The 18,398-nt window shown below is 55.6% G+C and carries 18 protein-coding genes; 9 read left to right on the top strand and 9 right to left on the bottom strand.

Translation table 11 applies throughout. The annotated features are described in order from the left end of the window. Positions 1-45 precede the first annotated feature (45 nt). The 4 genes from ACQKE4_RS05785 to ACQKE4_RS05770 all read right to left on the bottom strand — a co-directional run bounded on the left by ACQKE4_RS05785 (position 46) and on the right by ACQKE4_RS05770 (position 4,585). A complete protein-coding gene (locus tag ACQKE4_RS05785; RefSeq protein WP_427387327.1) occupies positions 46-1,245 on the bottom strand; it encodes an MFS transporter in 1,200 nt (399 codons plus the stop codon). Positions 1,246-1,313: 68 nt separating this feature from the next. Beyond that, positions 1,314-1,745, bottom strand: coding sequence for a DNA polymerase III subunit chi (locus tag ACQKE4_RS05780; protein WP_290837974.1), 432 nt, complete (start codon positions 1,743-1,745; stop codon positions 1,314-1,316). A 74-nt stretch (positions 1,746-1,819) separates the two neighbouring features. Next, a complete protein-coding gene (locus tag ACQKE4_RS05775; protein WP_427387326.1) occupies positions 1,820-2,920 on the bottom strand; it encodes a branched-chain amino acid aminotransferase in 1,101 nt (366 codons plus the stop codon). Between the two features lie 144 nt (positions 2,921-3,064). Beyond that, positions 3,065-4,585, bottom strand: coding sequence for a leucyl aminopeptidase (locus ACQKE4_RS05770; protein WP_427387325.1), 1,521 nt, complete (start codon positions 4,583-4,585; stop codon positions 3,065-3,067). Between the two features lie 134 nt (positions 4,586-4,719). Here ACQKE4_RS05770 and lptF point away from each other — a divergent pair, with 134 nt between their 5' ends. The 5 genes from lptF to bfr all read left to right on the top strand — a co-directional run bounded on the left by lptF (position 4,720) and on the right by bfr (position 8,470). Then, on the top strand, positions 4,720-5,799 hold the full coding sequence (gene lptF, locus ACQKE4_RS05765; protein WP_427387324.1) for an LPS export ABC transporter permease LptF: 1,080 nt from the start codon (positions 4,720-4,722) through the stop codon (positions 5,797-5,799). Beyond that, positions 5,799-6,878, top strand: coding sequence for an LPS export ABC transporter permease LptG (gene lptG / locus ACQKE4_RS05760; RefSeq protein WP_427387323.1), 1,080 nt, complete (start codon positions 5,799-5,801; stop codon positions 6,876-6,878). Before lptF ends, lptG begins: the two co-directional genes overlap by 1 nt. A 78-nt stretch (positions 6,879-6,956) precedes the next feature. After that, positions 6,957-7,430, top strand: a complete 474-nt coding sequence (locus ACQKE4_RS05755; protein WP_427387322.1) for an RDD family protein — start codon at positions 6,957-6,959, stop codon at positions 7,428-7,430. Positions 7,431-7,589: 159 nt separating this feature from the next. After that, positions 7,590-7,796: a bacterioferritin-associated ferredoxin gene (locus ACQKE4_RS05750; protein WP_427387321.1), complete on the top strand. Its 207-nt coding sequence runs from the start codon at positions 7,590-7,592 to the stop codon at positions 7,794-7,796. A 191-nt stretch (positions 7,797-7,987) separates the two neighbouring features. Then, positions 7,988-8,470 (top strand): bacterioferritin, encoded by a 483-nt coding sequence (gene bfr / locus ACQKE4_RS05745; RefSeq protein ID WP_008959829.1) that lies wholly within the window; start codon positions 7,988-7,990, stop codon positions 8,468-8,470. Positions 8,471-8,599: 129 nt separating this feature from the next. On the opposite strand, the gene ACQKE4_RS05740 is transcribed toward bfr, so the two are convergent. Continuing rightward, positions 8,600-10,078, bottom strand: a complete 1,479-nt coding sequence (locus ACQKE4_RS05740) for a carbon starvation CstA family protein (RefSeq protein WP_427387320.1) — start codon at positions 10,076-10,078, stop codon at positions 8,600-8,602. Positions 10,079-10,340: 262 nt separating this feature from the next. Further along, positions 10,341-10,877: a superoxide dismutase [Cu-Zn] SodC gene (sodC, locus tag ACQKE4_RS05735; RefSeq protein ID WP_427387319.1), complete on the bottom strand. Its 537-nt coding sequence runs from the start codon at positions 10,875-10,877 to the stop codon at positions 10,341-10,343. A gap of 178 nt (positions 10,878-11,055) precedes the next feature. Between sodC and ACQKE4_RS05730 the strand changes: the two genes are divergently transcribed. From ACQKE4_RS05730 to ACQKE4_RS05715, 4 genes are read left to right on the top strand one after another with little or no spacing between them, the layout of a single operon-like run. Then, positions 11,056-11,829: a pseudouridine synthase gene (locus ACQKE4_RS05730; protein ID WP_427387318.1), complete on the top strand. Its 774-nt coding sequence runs from the start codon at positions 11,056-11,058 to the stop codon at positions 11,827-11,829. An 11-nt stretch (positions 11,830-11,840) separates the two neighbouring features. Next, positions 11,841-12,731: a tRNA cyclic N6-threonylcarbamoyladenosine(37) synthase TcdA gene (gene tcdA / locus ACQKE4_RS05725; RefSeq protein ID WP_427387317.1), complete on the top strand. Its 891-nt coding sequence runs from the start codon at positions 11,841-11,843 to the stop codon at positions 12,729-12,731. Beyond that, entirely contained in the window at positions 12,728-12,946 is a 219-nt protein-coding gene (locus tag ACQKE4_RS05720; RefSeq protein ID WP_427387316.1) for a DUF1653 domain-containing protein, read from the top strand. The genes tcdA and ACQKE4_RS05720 overlap by 4 nt, the downstream gene beginning before the upstream one ends. Before the next feature lie 28 nt (positions 12,947-12,974). After that, positions 12,975-14,993, top strand: coding sequence for a RecQ family ATP-dependent DNA helicase (locus ACQKE4_RS05715; protein WP_427387315.1), 2,019 nt, complete (start codon positions 12,975-12,977; stop codon positions 14,991-14,993). A gap of 65 nt (positions 14,994-15,058) precedes the next feature. Here ACQKE4_RS05715 and ACQKE4_RS05710 read toward each other — a convergent pair whose 3' ends face one another. The 3 genes from ACQKE4_RS05710 to ACQKE4_RS05700 are packed head-to-tail and all read right to left on the bottom strand — an operon-like array spanning position 15,059 to position 18,385. Continuing rightward, positions 15,059-16,480: an FAD-dependent oxidoreductase gene (locus ACQKE4_RS05710; RefSeq protein WP_427387314.1), complete on the bottom strand. Its 1,422-nt coding sequence runs from the start codon at positions 16,478-16,480 to the stop codon at positions 15,059-15,061. Further along, entirely contained in the window at positions 16,480-17,427 is a 948-nt protein-coding gene (locus ACQKE4_RS05705; RefSeq protein WP_427387313.1) for a polysaccharide deacetylase family protein, read from the bottom strand. Before ACQKE4_RS05705 ends, ACQKE4_RS05710 begins: the two co-directional genes overlap by 1 nt. Positions 17,428-17,431: 4 nt before the next feature. Beyond that, entirely contained in the window at positions 17,432-18,385 is a 954-nt protein-coding gene (locus tag ACQKE4_RS05700) for a polysaccharide deacetylase family protein (protein WP_427387312.1), read from the bottom strand. Positions 18,386-18,398: the final 13 nt, after the last annotated feature.

Here is an 18,398-nt window from a genome sequence, read left to right as displayed (position 1 = left end):
TGTGTACAAGTATAACGCGAGAGGGTTGGGGTCGTCAGGTGCTACTCACGCTGGATTGTGAGCATTTATTTTATGTGATGAAAAGCCGCGCATGGCAAGCAGGCCCAGGATAGGCCCAGGCAGCAACCACCAAATCACCGCTAGTGATTGGCTAGACCACAGCGCAGTCACCAGCGCGATGGAAGGAATTGTCAGTCCAAAACCGATCGCATTCATCATCGCCAGTGCCGCGCCTAAGCGTTCGGGCGGGGCGGTAGCGCTGGCCAGGGCTGAAAACTGCGCAGAATCAGCAATCACACTAACGCCCCATACGCCTAGTAGTGCCAGCAACAGCCAGGGCGAAGCACTGGCTAATAATGGGTAAACCAAACAGAGGGCTCCTGAGATTGCCAGCGCCATACAGGCCACTCGGTCGCTGCCAATGTGGCGGCTCCATTTACCCGCTAGTACGCAGCCCGGTAACCCCAGTGCGATAACCACAAAGCTTAGCCATGGTTGGGCGGCAGTTGAGACGCCCAACCGCTCCAGTTCGCGGGCGACCAGAAACGGCACCAGTGCCCAAAGTGCATACAGCTCCCAGCAGTGTCCGAAGTAACCCAACGCGGCGGCGCGAAAGCGGGGCTGCCTGAACGCGGCTAAGCCTGCCCAGGGGCGCCCGCTTTTGGCGGTGGCTGGCAGGTGAGGGCCAACGCCCAGTTTGAAAATCATCAGCGCGGCAACCAGCGCTAGCAGTGAGGCAAGTAACAACGGCCACTGCCAGGGTAAGTTCAGCGTTAAACCACGCAGCAGGTGCGGGGAAGCAATGCCGAGTGTCAGCATGCCCACCAGCCAGCCTAGCGCGGCACCGGCGTGGCTGGGCGTCCAGCTCACCACCAGCTTCATGCCCAGCGGGTAGATACCAGCAAGGCAAAGCCCGGTCGCAAAGCGCGCAACCGCAGCAAGCGTTACGCTTTCGGCCACGCCAATAAAAGCGGCGTTGATCAGCGCGCCGAGCACAGCAGACACCGCAAACAGCTGGCTGGCGCGAATGCGGTCGGCAAGGCCGGTGGTGGCAATCAGCAGCGTGCCGGTAATAAAACCAGCCTGAACGGCGATCGTTAATAAGCCTAAGTCACTTTCACTCAGGCCCACCGCCTCCTGTAGAGCTAGACCAACGCCATTGACGCTAAACCATAACGAGGTGCCAAACAGTTGCGCGATAACAATAACGGCCAGAGGGTAGCGCGTCAGTAGCGAGGTAAGCATAGAAGCCCTCAGTGATAGATTGTTGTTATGGATGCGCTTTAAAACCAAATCTTACTAAACAATACTTCCTACCCCAGCTTATGTGGCACGACCTCATGGCCCATTTCTTTATAGCGCTGCCAGCAGGCACGCTTGGCGACCAGCACTTGTTGATGCTGATTGATGATTTCGGCGATCCGCGCGTAGTTTTCTACACCGTCGGGAATATCGGGGTGCAGATTAAGCAGCGCGGTCTCTTCTGTGGGCACCGGCAGCTGCTGCCAGCCTAGCGTGATAGGTACGCTTGCGGCCATCTCGCTATCTTCCAAGGCGTGGGGCAGGTAGGCGTCCGGGCGAAAATTCCACAGCGCGTCGTCGACCTGCACTGCGAGGGCTTTGTCCTCGCAGTGCAGGTGCAGGCGGTAACCTTTACGCCAGATGGTTTCGGCAAGTTTGCAGGCGAACTGCAAACGCGCTTCTAACGTGGTGTCGGGCAAAATGTAGAAATCAATGCGCGCCATAGCGGTTCCAGGTAAGTCGGTTCCAGAAACAACACCGCCGCAACAAGTGCGGCGGCGAGGAGTAAGCTCAGGCGTTAAACTAGCTGAGTGAGCCAGCCGTACTTATCTTCACTGCGGCCATACTGCAGGTCGAGCAGTTTGGTGCGAATGCGCATGGCGACTTCATTATTGCCATCGGATTGCAGGCGAATGCGCTCATTCTTGGTGACCAGTTCGCCCACTGGAGTAATTACTGCTGCCGTACCGCAGGCAAAAACCTCGGTGATCTCGCCGGAGGCGGCACCTTCGCGCCACTCGTCAATGCTGATCGGACGCTCTTCCGGCGTTAGACCTTCATCTTTGGCCAGCGACAATACTGAGTTGCGCGTCACGCCTTCCAGAATAGTGTCGGTCAGGCGCGGGGTGACCAAGCGGCCATCTTTGAAAACGAAGAACAGGTTCATACCGCCCAGCTCTTCCACCCACTTGTTTTCAGCTGCATCCAGAAACGCTACCTGGCCGCACTGATGGGCTTCAGCCTCTTTCTGCGCGGCTAATGAAGCGGCGTAGTTACCGCCACACTTGGCAAAGCCGGTGCCGCCGGGGGCCGCACGCTTGTAGTTAGACGAGAGCCAGATCGATACCGGGGCAATGCCGCCTTTAAAGTACGCCGCCGCGGGTGAGGCGATCACGTAGTAATCGACTTCTTGGGACGGACGTACGCCCAAGAAAGCTTCAGATGCGATCATAAAGGGACGTAAGTAGAGGCTGCACTCGTCGGAAGCGCTTGCTGGTGTTGGTGCCCATTGATGGTCTTGGGCCAGCAGGGCCTTCAGTGAGCCGATAAAATCTTCATCGGAAAGCTCCGGGAGTGCCAGGCGGCGTGCACTACGGCGGAAACGCTCGGCGTTTTTCTCCGGGCGGAACGTCCAGATAGAGCCATCAGCATGGCGGTAAGCTTTGATGCCTTCAAAAATTTCCTGGCCGTAATGCAACACAGAAGCGGCAGGGTCCAGCGTTAATGGGCCATAGGGACGCACCTGATGGCCGTGCCATTCAGCATCGCTGGTCCAGCGAATGTGTGCCATGTGGTCGGTAAAGTAACGTCCAAAACCGGGGTTTTTAAGGATGTTTTCACGGATTTCGTCGGCCATCGGCTGATTGGATGGCAGCACTTCAAAACTAGCATTGGGCACGGCTGTTATTCTCCGCTAGAACCTTCCCTGCATTAGAGAGAGGTTAGATATGGGTAACCATAAAGGCGCACCGAGCTAACGCTCATCGCCTTTGATATGTTCAGGTTTAACGGTTGCCGCGCTGAAAGGCAACCGCTGAACGGTCTAGCTATCGCTATTTTCTATTTGTACGTCTGCTTCACGGTCTAGTAAGTACTGAGTGAGCAGCCCCACTGGGCGACCGGTCGCGCCTTTTTGCTTGCCTGAGTGCCAAGCGGTACCGGCGATATCCAGATGCGCCCAGGGGAAGTGGTCGGCAAAGCGAGACAAAAAGCATGCAGCGGTAATGGTGCCTGCAGGGCGACCGCCAATGTTAGCCAAGTCGGCAAAATTGGATTCCAACTGCTCTTGGTATTCGTCCCAAAGTGGTAGGTGCCAAGCGCGATCCCAAGCGGCCTCGCCCGCATCCAGAAGATCCAGCGCCAAGTCATCGTCGTTGGAGAGCAGGCCGGTGGCGTGATGGCCCAGGCCAACAATCACCGCGCCGGTCAGCGTGGCAATATCCACAACGCTTGCGGGGGTAAAACGCTCCGCGTAGGTCAGCGCATCACATAGCACCAGCCTGCCTTCCGCGTCGGTATTGAGTACTTCGACGGTCAGGCCTTTAAGCGTTTTGATGATGTCGCCGGGCTTGGTGGCGTGGCCATCGGGCATGTTTTCAGCGGCAGCGACGATAAACACCAAGTTCAGCTTGGGTTTGATCTCCAGCACGGCCTTGACGGTGCCGAATACGCTGGCGGCACCGCACATGTCGAACTTCATTTCGTCCATGCCTTCGCCGGGCTTAAGCGAAATACCGCCGGTATCAAAGGTGATGCCTTTGCCGATTAATACATGAGGAGCTTCTTCAGTGTTCTCGGCGCCCTGATACTTCATCACGATCAGTCGTGAAGGCTCTTTGCTGCCGCGACCAACGGATAACAGCGAACCTGCACCTAAGGCTTCCAGTGCTTCTTCATCGAGAATTTCGACGTTGAGAGCACCTTTTGACTCGTTCCCAAGCTGCACTGCCTGTTCGGCTAAATAGCGAGGTGTGCAAACGTTGCCGGGCAGGTTGCCCAAGGTGCGGGTCAGGTTTATACCCTGGCCAATCGCGTTGCCGACCAGCGCCCCCTGTTTGATAAGCGGCACATTCTCAGTGTCGCTAGCCATTAGCGTAAGCTTGGCAAGGGTAGGAGCAGGAGCTGGTGTCGATTTGAATTGATCGAAGCGGTAAATGGCCCGCTCGGCTGCTTCCATTACCTTGCGCGCTTTCCAGGCGGGGTCACGGTCCGTCAGCGGTACATCGTTAAGTGCGATACTGGCTTCGTCAATCGGCAGCTTCGCAAGCGCCGCCATGGCGGCATCCAGGGATTTGATAAAGGCGGCTTCCTGGCATTTTTCGCGTTCGCCCAAGCCAACCAGTAAGATCCGTTCGGCACCCAGGCCAGGCGCAAAGGGCACCATTTGTATATTGCCTAGCGCCGCATCGAAGTCGCCGCGCTCCAATAACTGTCCAATTAAACCTTCGCTGGCATCGTCCAGTTTGGCGACGGTGGGCAGTAAGCCGCTATCTTTAAAAACCGGAACCACGACACAGGCCGTTTCGGCTTTGGCTGGGTTAGCAGTCTGAACGGAAAATTCCATGACGTCTCCAACAAGACAAGTATTGAGGGATTCGGGATAATGCCTCGTTATTTAGGGTTTGATAAGCATTTGATTAGTGTACCCAAGCCATGCGCTCATTGCATGGCATCCTGCACGATTAGCCGGAGAGCGCGTTGATTTTATTTCGATATTTAACTCGCGAAGTGTTACTCACCATGTCGGCGGTCGCCGGTATTCTGCTGCTGGTGATCATGGGCAGTCGCTTTATCCGCTATTTTTCGGATGCTGCGGAAGGTGATATCCCTATCACCATTGTAGGCAGTTTGATGATGTTTCACCTGCCGGGCTTTATGGAATTGATCCTGCCGCTGTCGTTTTTCCTAGGCATCATGCTGGCCTATGGGCAGCTTTATATGAATAGCGAAATCACCGTGATGTTCGCCTGTGGGATGAGTCCCACGCGACTGCTGAAGGTAACGTTACTGCCTGCAAGCGTCGTCGCCGTGCTGGTGGGGTTATGTAGTCTTTGGTTAACGCCTTACGGAGCGCTGCAAACCGAAACCGCCATAGAGGAGCAGCGCAGCCGCCTAGATGTCTCGGTACTGGCTCCAGGGCGCTTTCAGGAGTTTGGCGGCGGAAGAACGGCTTATATCGGCAGTTTTTCCAGCGATGGCACTGAAATGCAGGATGTGCTGGTACACGAACAGAATCAGCCGGGCGATGAATCAACCCATGACTACGTTACTCGCGCAGCGTCGGGTTACCAGGAGACACGCCTGGATACCGGCAGCCGTTTCCTAGTGCTGGATAATGGCGAACGCTATGGCGTAACGCCCGGGCTTAGAAGTGCCGAGCGGCTCACGTTTGAACGCTATACGCTGCGTCTAGGCTTAAACCGTGACCGGCAAGAGCTAGATTCACTGGAGTATGCGACCACGGCAATGCTATGGAACGACCCAAACCCCCGCGCCCAGGCGCAGTGGCAGTGGCGTGTAGGCTTACCATTAATGGTATTTGTATTGGCGTTGATGGCCCAGCCGCTTTCTCGTGTTAATCCGCGGCAAGGTCGCTTCGGTAAGCTACTTCCGGCGGTGTTTTTATATGTGGCGTATCTCAGTTTGTTGCTGGCTGCTGTAGATGCCATAGGCAGTGGTAATTGGCCCTCTACTCTGGGTGTGTGGCCGGTACACGCACTGTTTTTAGGGTTGGGCCTATTATTGCTATGGCGCTCGCAACGTAAGGGGATGCGCTAATGCTGAGATTGTTAAACGTCGCTGACCGTCTCGATCGTTATATCGCCCGCAATGTATTGGCCGCCATCATTGTTGTTCAGGTGGTGCTGCTGGGCCTGGATATCACCATTGCCTATATCGATGACTTAGGTGATGTACAGGCGGGTTACACCGCCCTTGATGCGCTGCTGTATCTCATCATGCGCACCCCTTGGCGCTTTTATCAGTACGCGCCAGTAGCAGTGCTCATCGGGGCGCTGATTGGCTTAGGAAGTATGGCTTCCAGTAACGAACTCACCGTTATGCGCGCCTCAGGGCGCTCGCTGGCGCGCATCGTATGGGGCGTAATGAAGCCTGTGCTGGTGGTAGTAGTGACGGTGTTGTTGGTCGCCGAATACGTAACCCCGCGTACTGAGCAGTATGCCGAGGCATGGCGTTTGGAAAAAATTCAGGGCGAAGGGGCGATGCTCACTAGCCGCAGCGGTTGGCAGTTTGAAGGGGATAGCGTTTACCGCTTTGGGGCGATTCGTGCTGATAACACGGTGCTTGATTTAACCCGCTATCGTTTTGATGATCGGCGTTTAGTCGAAGCGACCTATGCCCAGCGCGCACTTTGGGAGGGCGATTCGTGGCAATTGGAAAATGTCACCACCACGCGGATTTTCGACGATCACACCAACTCTGAGCAGCTAGAGAGTTTAGGTTGGGATACCTCGTTTACACCGACGCAGCTTGAACGGCTACTGCGCGATATTGAGAGCCAGGCACCCAGCGAACTGTGGTACTACGCGAAATTTCTTGAAGAGCAGGGTCTTCAGAATGACCAGGCCCTGCTCTATTTCTGGCAGAAGGTGTTGCTGCCCTTGACCATGGGCTCGCTAGTGTTAATTGCGGCTTCGTTTGTATTTGGCCCCCTGCGCACGGTAGCGGCGGGTACCCGGGTGTTTTATGGCGTTATCACGGGGCTGGGCTTTAAGTACGTACAAGATCTGCTGGCACCCGCCTCGACAATTTTCGGATTTTCGCCTGTCTGGGCAGTGTTGGTGCCCACCCTTTTATGCGCAGGGGTCGGTATCTACTTTCTACGCCGGAACGGCTAGCCAGCAAGCGCTCCTTGCTTACCTAAACGCTATCATCTAACCGCCAGACAAGAGTTAACAGAGAGTTAAGAGACAGTTATGGGAATACGACGCTTTGCTCAGTTGGATAGCGTATGGCCAGCAGGCTTGGGCCGCCGCTTGGGCGCTATGCTGTATGATGGATTTTTGGTCACCGCGATTTGGATTGCAGTGACCATCGTGCATGTGGCTTTTTTTCGCTTTGTACTCGGTCAGCAGGCAGAGGAGATTGGCACCACGGCGTTTGATATCTGGAGCCTAAGAGTCATGCTGCTGTTTTTTGTCAGCCTGTTTTTTATCTTCTCCTGGACCCGTGGCGGAATGACGCTGGGGATGCAGGCATGGCGGCTGCGAGTGCAAACGGTAGATGGTTATTCGATTAGCGTGAAGGAAGGCCTGATCCGCTGCGCGGTAGCATGGCTTTCATTACTGGCGTTTGGCTTGGGCTATTGGTGGGTGCTTTTCGATTCTGAACGGCGTAGCTGGCCAGATATAGCCTCTAAAACGCGTACGGTAGTACTGCCGAGTAAATAATTTTTTAAATGGCGTTTGCAAAAAAACATGCAATGCCAAGGCGTTATCGCATTGTTCATGTTTATTAAGACGAATGGATATCAAAAAGTATCCATTTCCACTTGATAAGATGTATGCGAATCATTTACATTCATCTCATGATTTCTATGAGGTGCAGCCATGTACGTTTGCGTGTGCAAGGGAGTAACCGACCATCAGATTCGCCAGCACGTTAGCGACGGAGCGCGCAGCTGGCGAGAAGTACGCGAGGCAACCGGCTGCGCAACGCAGTGTGGTAAATGCGCGTGCTATGCCAAATCTATTACCCGTGATGCGTTGTTTGAAGCGCGTCAAGAAGCCGACATGGGACTCGCTTACGCAGTGTGACGCGAATCACTATTGTTAGGGTTATCGTTAGCAAATATATGATTTGCTTGAACTTTTAAATACCTTATCTATACTCTCAGGAAAGCTGGGAGTATAGCTATGTACGTCTATACTTCACTTAAAACGTAACTGCTTGATCGTATTATCTAAACTTGATTAAACATCAGCATTACAGTAGAAAAGGTGACGTTATGAAAGGTGATACAAAAGTTCTTGAGCATCTCAATAAAGCGCTCGGCAACGAATTGGTTGCGATCAATCAGTACTTTTTACATGCCAAAATGTACAAAGATTGGGGCTTAAAAGCGCTGGCCAAATGGGAATACGATGAATCCATTGAAGAGATGCAGCACGCTGACAAGATCATCGAGCGCATTTTATTCTTGGAAGGTATCCCCAATCTGCAAGATTTGGGCAAGCTTCACATTGGTGAAAACGTTAAAGAGATGCTCGAAAGCGATCTGAAAATCGAGCACGATGGCCGTAATGACTATATCGAAGCCATCACCTACTGCGAAAGCGTTAAAGATTACGTGACTCGCGATATGCTGCGCGATTTGCTCGCTGACGAAGAGGGTCATATCGACCACATCGAAACTGAGCTTAAATTGATCGAGCAAGTGGGTATTCAGAATTACCTGCAGCGCCAAATGCAGATGGCTGGCGAAGAGTAAGCTCTCCCGCGACGTGTTTAAGCTAGCGTTTAGCTACGCTTATTACGCAAAGCAAAACGGGCAGCCCATTGGCTGCCCGTTTTTTTATTGCTACTGTCACTTACTGGTAATAAACAACTAGCATTTGTTTTAAGAACTAGTGACCAGCTGATCGTCTGTATTATTACCTGTTGTTAGCACCGGTTCGGCTGGCTCATCAACGGCGAACGTTGTGCGGCTCAAGCGGCGAACACGCTTCATAAACAGCGCGATACACACTAGCGTTCCCAGCGCAGCCACCACATAGCTTAAGTGCATCGGCAGGCCAAAACCAATCGGTGCGTAGGCTAAGTAGGTGAACGTTGCCATGGTCATAAAGGTAGCGGGGATCGACGTGATCCAGTGCGGCTTGCGCGATAGCACCAAATACATGGTACCTACCCACAGCGCAATAACGGCAGTGGTTTGATTCGCCCAGGAGAAGTAGCGCCACAACAGCGTGAAGTCCATATGGGTGAGGGCGTAGGAGACCACAAACAGCGGCAGAGCAACCATGATGCGCTTAACGATCGGCTTCTGATCGATCTTGATGTAGTCGGCAATTATCATCCGCGCACTACGGAAAGCGGTATCGCCAGAGGTGATCGGCAGCACAATAACGCCCAATACTGCCAGCGTGCCACCTACTGCACCCAGCATGGTGGTGGAAACTTCGCTTACCACCGCCGCAGGGCCACCAGCAGCCAGTACATCGGAAAGCGTTTGATCGCCATAGAACAGGCTCATGGCGGCGGCCGCCCAGATCATGGCGATAATGCCTTCGGTGATCATCATGCCGTAGAAAATTTTGCGCCCATTGGTTTCGTTTTGCGTGGTGCGCGAAATAATCGGGGTTTGGGTGGCATGAAAGCCGGAAAGCGCGCCGCAGGAGATGGTTAAAAACAGCAGCGGGAAGATGGGGGCGTTGTCCGGGTGCATGTTCTCAAACGATAGCTCAGGAATTGGCGCGCCTGTCACGATCATGCCAATACCAATACCTGCCGCGCTGAACAGCAGCAGCGCACCGAAGTAGGGGTAGATACGTCCGATCACTTTATCAATCGGTAGTAGCGTGGCGATCAGGTAGTAAATAAAGATGGCGACGATAATCAGCGTCAACGACAGAGACGTCATGTTGGACAGCAGCGCCGCTGGTGAGGTAACAAATACGGTACCCACCAACAGCAGTAGCAAGATGGCAAAGCCGTTGACCACATGCTTCATCGCCTGGCCCAAAAACTTGCCCGCCAACTGAGGCAAGTGAGCGCCGTGGTTGCGAATCGAGATCATACCGGTCAGGTAGTCGTGTACAGCACCTGCAAAAATACAGCCGATAACGATCCAAACAAAAGCCACAGGGCCATATAGCGCGCCGAGAATAGGGCCAAAAATGGGGCCCACACCAGCAATGTTGAGTAACTGAATAAGCGAGTTGCGCGTGGTGTTCATCGGTACATAATCGATGTTGTCACGCATAGTGAACGCTGGCGTGCGCCGTTTTCGGTCGGTAACGAACACGCGCTCAACGAACTTCCCATAGGTAAAGTAGCCCGCGATCAGCAGCAGGATCGATGCAATAAAGGTAATCATCTAAGGTACCTAGAGCAGTGAGGAAGAGTAGCCGATAGTGGCGATGAGCATACAAGCGTGCTTGTGGCACACAAGTAGGTACTTTTTAAGCCGCAGTGAATGTACAGATAAGGGATTGGTAGCACAGCTAGACTTTAGTTGGTGGTGCCATCGTTAACTTAATAAAACGCTCGTACCTATATCAATAAAACGCTCATACCTATGCAAAACGGGCAGCCCGCGAGGCTGCCCGTTTTGAATTTTAGCTAAGTAAAAACGTGCGTTAAGACTCGACAACACCGCAAGCCATGCGAGCACCGCCACCGCCAAGGTGCGGTTCATCATCGTAGGTATCGCCGCCCTCATGAATCATCAAACTGCGGCCTGGCATATCTTCCATGCTGAGGCGTGGTGCCAAGACGGGCAGGTTGGCTTCACCATCTTCATTGACGGTCAGCACCGGTAAGTCACCCAAATGACCTTCGCCGTAAGGACCTTGGTGGGTATCGGTTTCTTCGGGGTCATAGTGACCGCCTGCGGCTTGGGCAGCGGTCATCTCGCCATTGTCATCTTCAGCAGGATCACAGCTGGCGTTCTGGTGAACGTGAAAGCCATAAACACCGGGCTCAAAATCCGTCAACGAAGGTGTCAGCAATAAGCCGTGCTCCGTATGCTCAAGGGATACGGTGCCAATCGACTCTTCAATCCCTTCAACGCTGACTTTATGCATTTCGACATCAAGCGTTTCATTGGCTTGTGCTGCGGCACTGACAAGCAGCAGCGAGGCGGCAATACCGGTAAGTGACGTTGAATAGCGCATGTGATGTTCTCCCGAATCTATGGAAATAGTGTATAGCGTTGCTCATTCAAGGTAGCTGTCTAAGGGGAACTCTGCCACCTTACCCAGTTGATGACATCTCACTGCCCAGCCACGACAATAGCGACCTGTTGTTATTGTGATCGATATTTTTTGTCGCTAGCTTTTACCTGGGAGCGTTATGATGCCACTCAACATCCTCTATCAGGATGAGTATCTTGTTGCAGTGCATAAGCCGTCAGGGCTGTTGGTGCATCGCTCGGCGTTAGCGCGTGGCGAAACGGAATTTCTGCTTCAGCGGCTGCGCAATCAGCTTGGCAAGCGGGTCTATCCTGTTCACCGTTTAGATCGGCCTACCTCTGGTGTGATGGTGTTTGCGCTCTCCTCTTCGGTGGCGGGCCTGCTCAGCGAGGCGTTTAGCGAGCGCCAGGTAGAAAAGCGCTATTTGGCGGTGGTGCGCGGTAAAGCGCCAGAAAGCGAGCGCTTGGATTATCCGTTGCGGGAAGAGGATGGCACGCGACCCAAAGCCGAAATGCCTGCCATGCCTGCGATGACCGATATTCGCCGCTTGGATAGCGTGGAGTTGCCGGTGCAGGTTGACCGCTACCCGGTGGCGCGTTACTCGTTGGTAGAAGCGCGGCCGCTGACCGGGCGTCGCCACCAGATTCGCCGCCATCTCGCGCGGCGGGGCTACCCGATTATTGGCGATGCCAAGCACGGTAAAAGTGTCCACAACCGCTTCTTTGCCGAACAGCTTAGCGCGCCGCGCTTGCTGTTGGCGGCTACCTATTTGGCCTTTGATCACCCGCTGCTCGACAAGCGTGTACAATTAAGCTGCGCCTTGGATGACACCATGACCGCGCTGTTTAATCACCTTGGTTGGGCGGGACATTTGCCGTTGGATAGCGTGCGTACACCGCCGCAAAAAATGCCTTCAGCCCTGCAAGCGCTATGAGTGAGTCTGCCATGCCTTCAGCTATTTCAGCTACCAACCCCCTAGCCCCTACTGACTCAGCTTTTAGCGACGCTGTTTCGACCGGCTCAGTTTCAAGTGACTATGATTTTCGCTTTGGTGGGATTCGCCGCCTTTATGGTCAGCGTGCTGCCAAAGCATTTCGCCATGCCCACGTGGTGGTGGTGGGCGTCGGTGGGGTAGGAAGTTGGACGGTAGAGGCGCTGGCGCGCTCGGGGATTGGCAAGCTGACGCTAATCGATTTAGACGATGTCTGCGTTTCCAACGTTAATCGCCAGCTCCACGCTCTGGATGGCACTATTGGTCAGCCCAAGGTGGAGGTACTGGCTGAGCGCTGCCGTTTGATTGCTCCCGAGATTGAGATTGTGGCCGACACCGCCTTCGTTACGCCCACCAATCTGGCCGAACGTATTCCCGACGATGCCGACCACGTGGTGGATGCCATCGATAGCGTGATCGCCAAGGCCGCGCTAATCGCCTGGTGCAAACGGCGCAAAATCCCTATTACCGTGACCGGTGCCGCCGGTGGACAAACCGACCCCACGCGCATTCAAGTGGCGGACTTGACCCGCACCGAGCACGATCCGCTGCTTTCCAAAGTGCGCTCTCGGCTGCGCCGCGACTACGGCTTCTCCCGCAACCCCAAGCGGCGATTCTCGGTGGAGTGCGTCTACTCCGACGAGCAGCTGATCTACCCCGGCGCCGATGGCGAAGTGTGCCTGCAAAAGCCCGGCAGCGGTGACGCCACGCGCTTGGACTGCGCCTCCGGCTTTGGTGCTGCGACCTTCCTGACCGGTACCTTTGGTTTTGTTGCCGCCTCAAAGGTGCTTGAGCGACTCGCCAAAAAAGCTAACCAGCCCGCTATTCAAAAGGAAAGCGAATGACCGCGCCCGTACCCGGCATTTATCGCCATTATAAAGGTAGCCTTTACGAAATCCTTGGCACCGCCCAGCACAGCGAAAGCGAAGAGCCGCTGGTGGTCTACCGCGCGCTCTATGGCGATTACGGCCTTTGGGTGCGCCCGCTTGAGATGTTTATTGAAACGGTGACTAAAGAGGGCCATACCCAGCCGCGCTTTGCGTTGGAGAAGGCGTTTTAAATCAGTATTTCGTTAACCAGGAGCGCTCATGACCCCCCTATCACCTCAGCAAACGCTGAAAGACGTATTTGGGTTTGACGACTTTCGTGGCGGCCAGCAAGCGGTGGTGTCCAGGGTATTGAAAGGCCACTCCACGGCGGCGATTTTCGCCACCGGCGCGGGCAAGTCGCTTTGCTATCAGCTCCCTGCGCTGCATCTGCCGCATCTAACCCTGGTAGTTTCACCGCTGCTAGCGTTAATGCAGGATCAGCTCGCGTTTCTAACCCGCCACGGTGTGGCTGCCGCCAGCGTTGATTCCACCCAAGACCGCGAAACGACGCGTGATGTGATGGAACGCGCCAAAAGCGGTGAGCTGAAAATCCTGATGATCTCGGTGGAGCGGCTTAAGAACGAGCGTTTTCGCCACTTTCTGCGCCAAGTTCAAATATCGCTGCTGGTGGTCGATGAAGCCCACTGCCTCTCCGAGTGGGGGCATAACTTCCGTCCTGATTACTTGAAACTGCCGGACTATCAGCGGGACTTTTCTATTCCCCAAGTGCTGCTGCTTACCGCCACCGCGACGCCCACGGTGATTGCCGATATGGGCGAGAAGTTTGCTATCGCGCCCGAGAACGTTATCACCACCGGCTTCTATCGCCCCAATCTTGAGCTGCTGGTGGCACCCGCGATGGAAGATCGCCAACAGCAGTTGATTGACTGGTTAAAGCCCCAGATGCAGCCGGGCAGCGAAGCGCCGACGATTATCTACGTCACCCTGCAGCAAACCGCCGAGCAGGTTGCAAAAGCGCTGGTGGCTCAGGGCATTACCGCTCAGGCCTACCACGCTGGGCTAGATTCCCAACGCCGAGATGAGATTCAGCGCCAGTTTATGGGTGGTGAGTCGCCCTGCATTGTCGCCACCATTGCCTTTGGCATGGGTATCGATAAGGGCGATATTCGCAACGTGGTGCACTATGATCTGCCCAAATCCATCGAGAACTACAGCCAGGAGATTGGCCGAGCGGGGCGCGATGGCAAGCCTTCCACCTGCCTAACCATGGCCGGGCGTGACGGCCTACGGGTGCTGGAAAATTTTGTTTACGGCGATACCCCTGAATACGTGGGTATCTACCGTCTGTTGGAAGAGATTGCTGCGGCAGGCAACGCGTCAGATCAGCAGTGGGAAGTGCTACTCAATACGCTTTCCCGGGATACCAATATTCGCATGCTGCCCCTTAAAACGCTTCTGGTGCGTTTGGAGATGCACGGCATTATCGCGCCGCGCTTTGCGTTTCTCGCTGAATATCGGCTGCGCTACCATATTGAACCCACTGAGTTAGTGAGCCGGTTTGAAGGCGAGCGGGCGGCCTTTGTGCGTTTGCTGGTCGATAATATTCCTATTGCCCGTACCTGGGGAACGGTGAATTTTGAGCGCTTGCATCATGCCGGACAGGCCCAGCAGATTGATGCTTCCCGTGCTCGTGTGATTACCGCATTGGAGTACTTTCAGGACAAAGGTTGGCTGACTCTGGAAGGCAAACGGATGACTGACGTTTACGAGGTGTGTCAGCCGGGGTTTGCTATTGAAACATTGACAAGGCAGCTATATGACGACTGCCTCAATCGCGAACGTATCGAAATTGAGCGGCTGCAGTCGATGCTGGCGCTGTTTGAATCGGAGAGTTGCCTAACACGGCGATTGGCTGAGCACTTTGGCGATAACACTTTTGGCGCACCGCGAGATGCGCCATCCGACACCGAACAGGGCCGCTGCGGGCACTGCTCGGTGTGTTACGGCCACCTAGTGCGGCTGCCTGATGCAACGCCGCAGCCTGCGCTATCGGATAACGACTTCACCCGCTACGCTACGCCGTTGATTGAGCGCCACACCGAACAGTTCGGCCAGCCGCCCAATGCACAGCGGCTGGCGCACTTCCTGTGCGGCTTAACTATGCCGATTTTCACCCCTCTCAAAGCCCGCAACCTTAACGGCTTCGCGTTCTTTGAGCAGCGCGCCTATCCTGAAGTGCGCCAGTGGGCGGAAACAATGCTTGGATCCAAGAACTAGAACTGATGCACTAGAACCAGTCCACTAGAACCAGTCCACTAGACCAGGCCACTAGAACAGTGCTGCTAGGGCAGCACTGCCGAGCTGAGTTTTAGGTGTAACAGCTCAGCTGCACTTCTGCCGGCCACTGCCCCCAGTACCACGGCACTCAGCAGACCGTTACCGGAAAGATAGCCGCTATCGTTGGAACCCGAAACACCGCGGGCAGCACCGCCTGCGGCGAATAGGTTGGGCAGCGTCTGGCCTTGGGTATTGAGCACCCGCGCCGTGCAATTGACTTCTAAACCGCCCTGGGTGTGAAACAGCGCACCGGTGACGCGAATCGCGTAGTAGGGCGCTTTGAGTAGGTTGGCGGGTTCAAAACGGCGGCCAAGGGTATCCGTCGTTTGCTGCTTGGCATGCTGCTGCATCTCCGTGAAGGTGGTCTGTAGCGTGGTTAGCGGCAGGCCCAAGCCATCGGCTATCTCTTCAAGGCTGGCAAAGCTGCGCACCGCGCCGCTCTCCTGGGCATTACGATAATCTTCGAATGCCTGGGCGGATTCATGAATGCGGGCGTCATAAAGGTTCCAGACCATTTTCTCTGGCTGGGCCAAGACTTTGGCCGCCTGTTCGGAGTAGCCGCCGTGCTCGTTGGAGAAGCGCTCACCGTTTAGGTTGACCTGAATGCCGCCTTGCATCATCAATGCCCAGCTAATCAGTGTCTGATGGGGCGTGGCAAGTGATCCGTGCCCTTGGCAGGCGCCCAAATCTTTGGTGCTGGCACCCATGGCCTGACCCCATAGCAGTGCGTCGCCTTGGTTGCCCTCATGGCCATAGTAGAGCGCGTGTTTGAGCGTGGGCAGATAGCGCTCAACCAGTTCCACGTTACCGCCATAGCCGTTGCAAGCCAGGATCAGCGCATCGCAACCAATGCTTTCGCGACTGCCATCCGGGCGCTCAAGGGTGACTCCCCGCACCCGCTGAGCGTCATCAACGTGTAAATCCACTACTCTCGCCTGGGTCAAAATATCAATGCCCGCCGCTTCGGCAGCGTTAAGCAGCGTGCCCATCAGCTCTTCCCCGGTGCGCCGGGGCGTGGCGTGCATGCGCAGGTGGCGGTGGCCGGGGTAAAGAAAACCCTCCACCAGCTCAAAGGGTACACTGTGCTGATCCGCCAGCCACTCAATGGTTTGGCCTGATTGACTGGCCAAAAGCCCGACAATGGCAGGGTCTGCCTCAAAGCCGTTTTTCTTCTGAATATCTTCCGCCATGATCTCGGCAGAGTCGCTGACGCCCAGTTCATGCTGAAAGCGCGTATTGGCCGCGGGAATAAACCCCGACGACATGGCCGTGCTGCCACGGGGTAGGGCGTCGCGCTCCAGTACAGCAAGCTCAACGCCAGCCTCGTTGGCTGCCAGGGCCGCCACCAGCCCGCAAGCCCCTGCGCCGATGATCAGCAGCGGCAGGTGGGCATCAAAGCCCTCGTGTGTGTAGGGAATGATCGCCATTACGCCTGCTCCGCAGATTGGTGGAAGGCATCCAGAATCTCACCCGCCGGGGCCTGCCACACGTCGGTATGCCCGCTGATATGCGCCAGCACTTCTTCCAGGCAGGCAATTCGGTGGGGCTGGCCCACCAGCCAGGGGTGAAGGTTCAGCGCAAACAGGCGGCCACCCTGTTCGCGGGACTCTTCCAACAGAAAATCGAAGGCGTCTTTTACCTGGGTTACCCAGGAATCTTCCGAGTGCAGGTTTTGGCTCATCACGAACTGGTCTTCGATCTCAGTGGCCAACGGCATCATGGTCAAACTGCCTGTCTTGGTTTCACACGAATAAGGCATATCGTCATTCACCCAGTCGGCGCAGTACTCGAGGCCATTGTCTGCCAACAGGTCGGGGGTGTTAAAGCTCTGGTGCTTGGCGGGGCTTAGCCAGCCGCGAACGGGTTGGCCGGTTGCCCGCCGCAGAGTATCCACGGAGCGTTTGACCAGCTCGGCCTCCTCTCCAATCGGTTGGCCGCCGTAGTGCAGGTGATCCATGTTCCAGCCGTGGGCGATAAATTCACCGCCGTGCTCTTTTAAGCGCTGCACCAGATAGGGGGTCTGCTCCGCCAGTTGCGCGTTGATCGCAAAGGTAGGCGTGATGTTGTGCGCGGCCAGCGCTTTCAGAACACGATAGATACCCACCCGGTTGCCGTAATCCCGCAGCGAGAAGTGGCGCAGATCCGGATAGGGCATGGTCATGCCGTTGGGCACCTTGAACGGTTCGCCGCGCTGGTTGAGCGGGTAGAACTGCAGCGAAATATTGATCCACACCGCCAATGTCTTGCCCCCGGGCCAGGTAACGGGCGCGCGTTCACTCAGCATCGACCACGCATAGCGGTCGTGGTCGTAGCCGTGGCGGCGCAAGGGGTAGTCAAGATAGTCGTCGTTGAGCGCCATGTCTTTGGATGCCATAGGATTAGCCCTCCCTGCGTGCGGTGGTGGCCTGGGCCTGGATGCTGTCGAGGGCGGCATCGTAATAGTGTTCGAGATAGTAGTCGGCGATTTCTCGGCCCGTGGCGACCCATACATCCGGGTGCCCGGTGATGTACTCAAGTGCCTCTTCAAACGCCTTGATGCGGTGGGGGCAGCTCACCTGATAGTTGTGAGTGGGAATGCACATCACCGTGCCGGACTCCGCGCCCTCTAAATACAAGCGGTCAAAGTGGCGCTTGAGCATGGTGGCGTACTGACGCGGCTCCACTTTGTTCACCGCGTAGACGATGGTGTCGTTCATCTCCAGCGAGTAGGGCATGGAGATAAACCGCTTGTCGGAGCGGACGCTGATCGGCGTCGGCTGGTCGTCGTGGAACAGGTCGCAGGTGTAAAGCCCGCCTTTGTCACCGAATAGCTCTGCGCCTACTTCGGCAAATAGATCCAGGGTGCGCTCCGAGTGGGAGAGCGCCGGCGCCAGGTAGCCTGCGCAAACCTGGCCGGTATGGCGGTGAATGGTTTCCATGCTGTCGCGGATCATCGCCCGCTCTTGCTCTTCGCTAAGGCCGTAGGTGTAGCGGGTGTTGTAGATGCCGTGGCTGAAGAACTCCCAGTCGCGCTCTTTGCACATCTGGATAATCTCAGGATGGTGCTCGCAGAGCGCCGTCGATAGCGATATTGATCCGCGAATGCCGTACTTATCCAGCAGGGCCATCTGACGCTGGTGGCCAACCCGGTTGCCATAGTCGCGAATGCTGTAGCCGGGCACCGATGGGTGCGGATGCGGCCAAGGGCTACGCTGGGGGTTCTGCGGCGGGTCGAGTTCGTAATACTCGATATTGGGCGCGACCCAAAAGGCCACCTTGGCGCCCCCAGGCCACTCAATTTTGGGCCGTTGGTCGTAGGCCCAGTAGTCGTAAACGCCTAATGACTCTTTCATAACCGGATCCTCT

The sequence above is a fragment of the Halomonas sp. NPDC076908 genome (assembly GCF_050269715.1).
Classification (GTDB): Bacteria; Pseudomonadota; Gammaproteobacteria; order Pseudomonadales; family Halomonadaceae; genus Vreelandella.
Note: the sequence above shows the minus strand (reverse complement) of the source record. Positions and strands in the feature narration are given on the sequence as shown.